Origin of the sequence: Actinomadura sp. 6K520, from assembly GCF_004349245.1 — a bacterium.
In the GTDB taxonomy this organism is placed as follows: Bacteria; Actinomycetota; Actinomycetes; order Streptosporangiales; family Streptosporangiaceae; genus Spirillospora.
In genome coordinates this window covers 1-7109 of sequence record NZ_SMLC01000270.1, presented here as the reverse complement: position 1 = coordinate 7109, position 7109 = coordinate 1, and the positions used below count along the sequence as shown (strand labels likewise).

Annotated in this window: 7 protein-coding genes and 1 pseudogene; 3 read left to right on the top strand and 5 right to left on the bottom strand. The window is 73.9% G+C overall.

Features of this window, described 5'->3' with window-relative positions; all coding sequences use genetic code 11:
• Positions 1-662, top strand: a pseudogene (locus tag E1289_RS35445) (serine/threonine protein kinase); the annotation flags it as partial.
• Between the two features lie 70 nt (positions 663-732).
• Positions 733-1326: a PadR family transcriptional regulator gene (locus tag E1289_RS35440; RefSeq protein WP_131988193.1), complete on the top strand. Its 594-nt coding sequence runs from the start codon at positions 733-735 to the stop codon at positions 1324-1326.
• A 49-nt stretch (positions 1327-1375) separates the two neighbouring features.
• Here E1289_RS35440 and E1289_RS35435 read toward each other — a convergent pair whose 3' ends face one another.
• The 4 genes from E1289_RS35435 to E1289_RS35420 all read right to left on the bottom strand — a co-directional run bounded on the left by E1289_RS35435 (position 1376) and on the right by E1289_RS35420 (position 5455).
• Positions 1376-2524: a hypothetical protein gene (locus tag E1289_RS35435; protein WP_131988191.1), complete on the bottom strand. Its 1149-nt coding sequence runs from the start codon at positions 2522-2524 to the stop codon at positions 1376-1378.
• Between the two features lie 272 nt (positions 2525-2796).
• A complete protein-coding gene (locus E1289_RS35430) occupies positions 2797-3621 on the bottom strand; it encodes a hypothetical protein (protein WP_131988189.1) in 825 nt (274 codons plus the stop codon).
• A 571-nt stretch (positions 3622-4192) separates the two neighbouring features.
• The gene (gene otsB, locus E1289_RS35425; RefSeq protein WP_243713395.1) at positions 4193-5014 is read right to left on the bottom strand and encodes a trehalose-phosphatase; all 822 of its coding nucleotides are present in this window, start codon (positions 5012-5014) and stop codon (positions 4193-4195) included.
• A gap of 120 nt (positions 5015-5134) precedes the next feature.
• On the bottom strand, positions 5135-5455 hold the full coding sequence (locus tag E1289_RS35420) for a DUF3263 domain-containing protein (protein WP_131988185.1): 321 nt from the start codon (positions 5453-5455) through the stop codon (positions 5135-5137).
• Positions 5456-5788: 333 nt separating this feature from the next.
• Here E1289_RS35420 and E1289_RS35415 point away from each other — a divergent pair, with 333 nt between their 5' ends.
• The gene (locus E1289_RS35415) at positions 5789-6442 is read left to right on the top strand and encodes a MarR family transcriptional regulator (protein WP_131988183.1); all 654 of its coding nucleotides are present in this window, start codon (positions 5789-5791) and stop codon (positions 6440-6442) included.
• Positions 6443-6482: 40 nt separating this feature from the next.
• Here the strand turns inward: E1289_RS35415 and E1289_RS35410 are convergent, their stop codons facing one another.
• Positions 6483-6758 carry an SHOCT domain-containing protein gene (locus E1289_RS35410; protein WP_243713397.1) on the bottom strand — a complete coding sequence of 92 codons (276 nt, stop codon included), beginning with the start codon at positions 6756-6758 and terminating at the stop codon, positions 6483-6485.
• Positions 6759-7109 lie beyond the last annotated feature (351 nt).

Genomic DNA, 7109 nt, shown 5'->3' with positions numbered 1-7109 from the left:
GCCCGGGGCAGCCGGGGGGCGGCCCGGGGCGGCCGGGAGGCGGCGGTGCCGCGAAGAAGAGGTTCGTGACGCCGCTGCTCATCACGGTCGCCGTGCTCGTGGTGGCGCTCATCGGCGGCCTGATCCTCGGCACGCTGTTCTCCGGCGACGAGGGCAAGGACAAGGACGCCAAGGCCAAGCTCCCCGGGGACTTCGCCGCGGTATCCGACGACGCGGGCAAGATCAAGACCGCGGTGCCGAAGGCGTGGCCCAAACAGCCCGAGCAGACGTGGGAGCCGAACACCGTCCGGCTGGAGGACGCCCAGCCGCGTCCGGTGCTGCGCGCGACACCGGACAAGGCCGCGTTCCTCGGCGACGGCGAGGGCCCCGGCGTGTTCATCGGCGTGACGACGGACGTGCGCGCGGGGCAGCTTCCCCCGCCGTCCGCGGCCGTCCATCCGCAGTGCACCAAGGCCGAGCCGGAGAACTACACCACCCCCGACAAGGCCCTCAGCGGGACGATCACGCGCTTCACCGACTGCAAGAGCGGTACGCCGTCCGTCACCGAGGTCGGGCTGACCGACAAGGGCGGCAAGTTCGGGCTGTGGATCCGGGTCAAGGAGACCGACGACCGCAAAGCCACCACGGACATCCTGGACAACCTCCAGGTCACCGGCCCCTGACCCGCACCGTCCCAGCCATTCGACATATCGTTGATGCATCGCAACTGATCACCAGCCTGAGGAGCCCGCGATGCGCGACACGACGACGCGACGGCACGGAGGGCCCCGAGGCCCCCGGGAGCGCCGGCGCCGCGGGGACCAGTTCGGCCCGTGGGGTCCGGGCGGCCCGATGTTCGGTCCCGGAGCCCACCGCGGGCGAGGGGGCGCCCGCGGTCGCCGGACCCGGCGCGGCAACGTCCGGGCGGCGCTGCTCGCCCTGCTCGCCGAGCGGGCGATGCACGGCTACGAGATGATCCAGGAGCTGGACGGCCGGACCGGCGGCGTCTGGCGGCCGAGCCCCGGCTCGGTCTACCCGACCCTCCAGATGCTGGAGGACGAGGGACTGGTCAGCAGCCAGGAGCAGGGCGGCAAGCGGCTGTTCTCCCTCACCAGCACGGGCCGCGAGGTCGCGTCGGCGCAGGCCACCGCCCCCTGGGACGAGGTCACCGCAGAAGCGGGCGAGAACGTCATGCGCGGCCGGGAGGCGATCGGCCAGCTGATGGGTGCGCTCCAGCAGGTCATGGCGGTCGGCAGCGAGACGCAGAAGGCCCGCGCGCTGGACGTCGTCAACGACGCCCGCCGCCGCCTCTACGGAATCCTCGCCGACGACCCCGAGGCCGAGTGAACCGGCTCGCGCGGAGCCGTCGCGGGGGTCAGCCGGGGAGCCGCGGGGGTCAGCCGGGGAAGGGCGCCGGTTTCGCGAGCTGGTCGGCCATGTAGAGCTGCTTCCACACGTACAGCCCCATGTCGGCGCGGCCGATGCCGCTGTCGACGGGGACGTCCACCGTCGCGCGCACCAGGTACGTCGAGCCCGGCGGCATGTACTTGTCGCCGCCGTCGCCGGACACCAGCCCGCCGCCGGCCAGCCGCCGCACGACCTCGCTCTTGGTCGGCGGCGTGCACATGTCCTCGGGGACGCCCGCCTGCGGCATGCAGCGTCCCCGCGCATCGGGCGTGACGAGGTCGCGCTTGACGAACACGTCGCCCGGGAAGTCGAGGAGGACGTTGTCCCTGGTCGGGTTGGTGAGCAGGTACTCGATGTAGGGGAACGACGTACCCGACGGCGGCGTGGACTGGAAGTTGGTCACGGCGCCTTCGCTCACCCCGCTGTCCACCGCGGCCAGCCGGTACTTCGCGCCGTCGGCGGTGCCGACCTCGATGGGGCTTCCCGCCGGCGGCAATCCACCGCCGGCCGGTCCCGGCTCGCTCGCGACCGTGCTCGTTTCGCCGTCCCCGGATCCGCCCGTCAGCAGGACCCCGGCCGTGACCAGCCCGGCCAGGACGAGCACGCCCGCCGCGACGAGCCCGCTGCGGCGCCCGGCGGCCCGCTGCCGCGCCCGGCGCTCCAGTTCCCGTTCCCGCGGTCCCAGCCGGACCTGCACTCCGCTGGTCTCGCGGACGCCCATCGGCCCGGTCGTGGACGAGACCTCCTCCACCTGTTCCAGGTACGCGTCCTGAGCCTCGGACGCACCCGCCCAGGCCGCGGCACCGCGCGGCTCCGTCCCGGGCCGGACCTCCGGAGCCGGAACCTGGACGCGCGGCTGCGGCGACGTCGGCGGACGGCCCCAGACCCGCGGCGGCTCACCGCGGGCGGGAGCCGCGTGCACGATGGGGTTCGCCGGGGCGCCCGGCGGAATCGGCGCACCCGGTGCCGTCCGCGCGCCGGGCCCCGGTCGCGCGCCCGGCAGCCCACCCGGTCGCAGCGACGGCGGCGGATGGATCGGCGTCCCCTCGACGGGCGTGGCCTTGGCCGCCGGGATCCCGCGGGCAGGCGTGTTCCCGACCTCGCCGGGACGGCGCGGGAGTACCGGTTCCGTGTTCACCGTCAAGCCTCCCCAAGTCTCGCGCGGCTCCCCCGTGAACCACACCTACCGCACTTCATCATATTTTGGCGCAATTGGACTAATAGTCCACAGGCGCCCCCAGAGTCTCGCGAGATCCGACAAATCCGTATACCGCTCTTGTCATCCGCGCGACAACCGGGGAGATCAACACAGGAAAGTCGTCATCGGCGCCAGTCAGATCGAGGATCAGGTGCCAGTGAGGGAACGCCGCACACGGCCGTCGCGCGGCGTCCTACATCGGACAGGGACGGTCAGGGGAAGGGAACGTGCTTGGCGGGTTCCGTGCCCACGAAGATCTGCTCCGCCACGTACAGGGCGACGTCCTCGGAGGTGACGTCGCGGTCCACCGGGGCCTGGGAAGTGACGCGCACCAGGTACGTCGAGCCGGCCGGCATGTACTTGTCGCCACCGGCACCGTCGACCAGTTCCCCGCCGATCAGGCGCCGCACGATCTCGCTCTTGGCCGGCACGATGCACATGTCGTCGGGGGCACCGCCCTGCGGCTCGCACCGTTCCCGCGCGTCCGGCGTGACGAGCTCGCGCTTGACGAGGAGGTCGCCCGGGTATTCGAGCAGCGCCTCGCCGCCGGTCGTATTGGTGAGGAGGTAGTCGATGTAGGGGAGCGACGTGCCCGACGGCAGCGCGGTCTGGGCCGCGGTCACCGCGTCCTCGTTCAGGCCGTTGCTCACCGCGGCGATCCGGTACCGGAACCCGTCGGCCGTGCCGAGATCCAGGGGCTTCCCGGCCGGCGGCGGCTCGACGTCCACCGGCTTCGCCCCGGAGCCGCCGGCCTGCGAGCCGCCCCCGCCCGATCCGGGCGTCAGGACGATCCCGATCGTGACCAGCCCCGCCAGGACGAGCACGCCCACCGCGATCAGCAGGCGCCCCTTCGCCCGGCGTGCCTCGCGCTCCCTGCGGGCCCGTTCCCGTTCGCGCGCCCGTGCGCCGAGCCGTACCTCGACGCCGCCCGATTCCCGGGCCGACCTGTCGGCCGCGAACGGTCCACTCTGGTCGGGATACGGCTCCCGATCCTCGGGCGCGACGGACCAGGGCCCCCAGGGCTCCGATTCAGGCATCGAGCTCCGGCTGCGGGACTCGGGCCATCCGGTCCGGGGCCGCGGCGACGCCCCGGGCGGACGACCCCAGGCACGCGGCGGGTCCTGCGGCTCCGGGGACCCCTCGTACGGACCCAGCGGTATCTCGTACGGGTCGACCGGTCCCCGCTGGACGATGGGACGCATCGGGGCGTCCGGCGGGATCGGGGCACCCGACGGCGGCGTCCCGCCGCCCGGCCGCTCGGCCGCCGGCGGATGGGGCGGAGGGGAAGGGGGATGGGCCGGCATGCTCTGCCCAGGGGTCTCCCGGGGTGATGGGGTCCCCCCGGGAGGCGTGTACCTGAGATCGCCCGGACGGCGCGGGAGTCCACGTTCGGTGTCCACCGTCGCCTCCCCTCATCCTCGCGCGGCCCCGAAGAACCGCCCACTTACCGCAAGTCGCCACATTTTGCCCCACCGGAACCAGTGACCTGGACATGCCGAACGAATCGCGCGTGGAGCAACAAATTCGACCAGCACTCTTGTCACTTCGGGACAAGGAATCGGGTGACGGGGTGATCCGGACCGGACGAGGCGCAGCTCAGCGGCCGGTTCAGGGGGCCGAACCGAGCAGCGTTTCGAGGAACCCGACGACGCCGGACGGGCCGTCCACCACCAGGTCCGCCCGGTCGGCCAGGGCGGTGACCTCCGCGGACCCGCTGCACACGAGCAGCCCGGGCACTCCCTCCGCGCGCAGGGACTCCACCGCGTCGAACGCGGCCAGGTCACCGAGGTCGTCCCCCGCGAAGAGCACGGCCGACGGGCGGGTCCCGCGGTCGGCGATGAACGAGCGCAGCGCCATGCCCTTGTCCATCCCGTGCGGACGCAGCTCCAGCACGAGGCGGCCGGGCTCCACCGTCAGCCCGGTACGTTCGGCGAGCGCGGCGAGGATGCTCCGCAGGCGCTCAAGCGCGACCTCCGGTTCGGCGCACCGCCGCGTGTGCACGGCCAGCGCCTGCCCCTTGTCCTCGATGAACGTCTCGGGGGGCGCGCCCGCCGCCGCCAGCACGCCGGGCAGCTTGGCGCGGGCCTCCGCCACCCCGGGCGGCGGCTCGGGCACGGTCAGGACGCCCGACTCCCAGCGTTCCAGCCCGTACTGCCCCAGCACGACCAGGCCGTCGATGCCCTCGAAACCGCCGTACTCGACCGCCACCGCCGCGGGCCGCCCGGTGACCACCACCAGTGCGCCCACGCGCGGGGCCAGCCGGGCCAGCGCCGGGGCCGCGCCCGGATGCGCCCGCGCCGCCGCCGGATCGTCGACGATCGGCGCGAGGGTGCCGTCGAAGTCGAAGCCGAGCACGGCCTCCGCCGGGGACTTGCGGATCGCGTCGAGGCCGTCGGCACCGGCGGCCGTCACAGAACAGGGAGAGTTCACTCGACCAGTGAACCTTCTCACCGGGGGGTGTCGCCAGAACCCACCTGGCGCGAGTCGGGCGCACAAGCGGGCCCGGGGCCGCTGCCGGCCGGCCGGGGACCCGGGCCGATCCGGCGGAGGTCAGGGGCGGATGCCGAGACGGCGGGCGGCGCGGCTGCGCTGCCGCTGCGTCCGCATCCGGCGCAGGCGCTTGACGAGCATCGGGTCGCACTCGAGCGCCTCGGGACGGTCGATCAGGATGTTGAGGAGCTGGTAGTACCGCGTCGCCGACATGTCGAACCGCTCGCGGATGGCCTGCTCCTTGGCTCCCGCGTACTTCCACCACTGCCGTTCGAAGGCGAGGATCCGGCGGTCGCGCTCGGAGAGCAGGTCGGCGGGAAAGGCGGCTTCGTCCGTCCCGTCCTCATCGGTCGCGGTCTGGGGGGCTGGGCCATCGTCCATGCTGGTGTCCTGTGGGGGGACGGCACCGCGCGGGTCACCGGGGGCGTTCGCCGCTCGCATCAGGTCCCCTCTGTGGTTACTGATCCCGGGTCGTCCGGGTTCGGGCGGGTGTCATGTTACGCGTCCGCGCCGACAAGTTCCGGCGGTTCGCGGGGAACGGCGGCCGGCGGTTCAGTGCATCACATCCCCCTTCACCAGGGGATCTTCAGCGCCGCGTGTCCCTTGGGAACCGCGCGTCCCGGCGGTGCCGAACGTGTGCACACTGCATTCGTTAGAGTGGAACCCGCGGCATCCGGGAGGCAGCGGGACCGGCACGGGAAACGGAGACCTGGAATGGCGACGGAGACCTCCGCCACGAAGCGGCCGGACGGACGAAGCGCGGCCGGGCACGACACGTCCGGACACGGGCCGGGCACACCGGGCGCGCCGGGGCCGCACGACGAGCCCGCCCCGGACCCCGTCCTCGCCGCCATCGGCGCGGCGTTGCTCCAGCTTCGCCGGTCCTGGGCCAAGCCCGACCTCATGAAGCGGATCCGGGCGCAGACGCCCGCCGGGACCGGCGGGCGCCCCCTGCAGATCTCGAACCTCATGGTGGTCAACGCCGTCGCCGCCCTCACCGCCGAGGCGAGGCCGGACGACCCGCCCAGCGAGATCACGGTCGGCGCGGTCGCGGATCGCCTGGAGATCGACCCGTCCACCGCGAGCCGCCTGGTCGGGCACGCCATCGACGCCGGGCTGCTGTCGCGGCGCCCGTCGCCCGTCGACGCGCGGCGCGCCAACCTCGGCCTCACCGACGCGGGGCGGCGCGTCAAGCAGGTCGGCGACCGGTTCCGCCGCGCCTACCTCGACGAACTCATGGCCGGCTGGACGGCGGACGAGCGGGCCGAGTTCGCCCGGCTGCTCACCCGCTTCACCGACGCCGCCGCCCGGGCCCCGCGCTACTCGGACGGCATCGACAAGATCTTCGAGGAGGCCCGCGCCGACTAGCGCGGTGCGATGCGCACCGGCCGCCGGGGCGGGCCTCCGGTCAGTCCCCGTTGCGGAGCGTCGAGGCCCGCCGCAGGTACTCGTCCTCGTCGATCTCCCCCCGGGCGAACCGCTCGGCGAGCACCGACCGCGCCTTGGCCATCGGGTCGGCCGCCGCCGCGGCCACCGCGGCGCCGCCGTTCATCCGGCGGCGGATCAGGTAGAACGCCGCGCCCAGCACGGCCAGCCAGAACAGCCCGAAGGCGATCGGGAAGACCGGCCAGAACGCGGGGGCGTCCCCGCCGTCGTGCCAGCCGCCCGGGCCCAGCTGTGTCACCAACGTCGTCAGCATCGTTCATCGACCCTTCCTGTGTTCGGATACGTCGATGCTCGGCGACGGGTCCGGGGGCCCACATCGTCCGGCCGGAGACTCTCGCGCTACGCCCGGCGGAGTATCGCGCGGCCGCCGACGCTCACCCGCCGGGCCGGTCACCTCAGCGGGCCGGTCACCGGCGGGTCGTCACCACCAGGGCGGCCGGTAGTCCTCGTCGTCGGAGGGCCGGGCGCGCCGGGTGGGCCGTCCGTGCTGCTCGCCGTCCGGCCGGTCCGCGGGCTCGCGCGGCTGCCCGGGGTCGGCCGGCGGCGACTCGGGCAGCGCGCCGGTCGCCCACCCGTCCGCGGGCGGGGG

What these genes read in the sequence shown, in the direction of transcription:
- E1289_RS35420 (WP_131988185.1), bottom strand. Translation starts at nt 5,455, where the DNA reads ATGGACGATGGCCCAGCCCCCCAGACCGCGACCGATGAGGACGGGACG.
- E1289_RS35415 (WP_131988183.1), top strand. Translation starts at nt 5,789, where the DNA reads ATGGCGACGGAGACCTCCGCCACGAAGCGGCCGGACGGACGAAGCGCG.
- E1289_RS35440 (WP_131988193.1), top strand. Translation starts at nt 733, where the DNA reads ATGCGCGACACGACGACGCGACGGCACGGAGGGCCCCGAGGCCCCCGG.
- E1289_RS35430 (WP_131988189.1), bottom strand. Translation starts at nt 3,621, where the DNA reads ATGCCTGAATCGGAGCCCTGGGGGCCCTGGTCCGTCGCGCCCGAGGAT.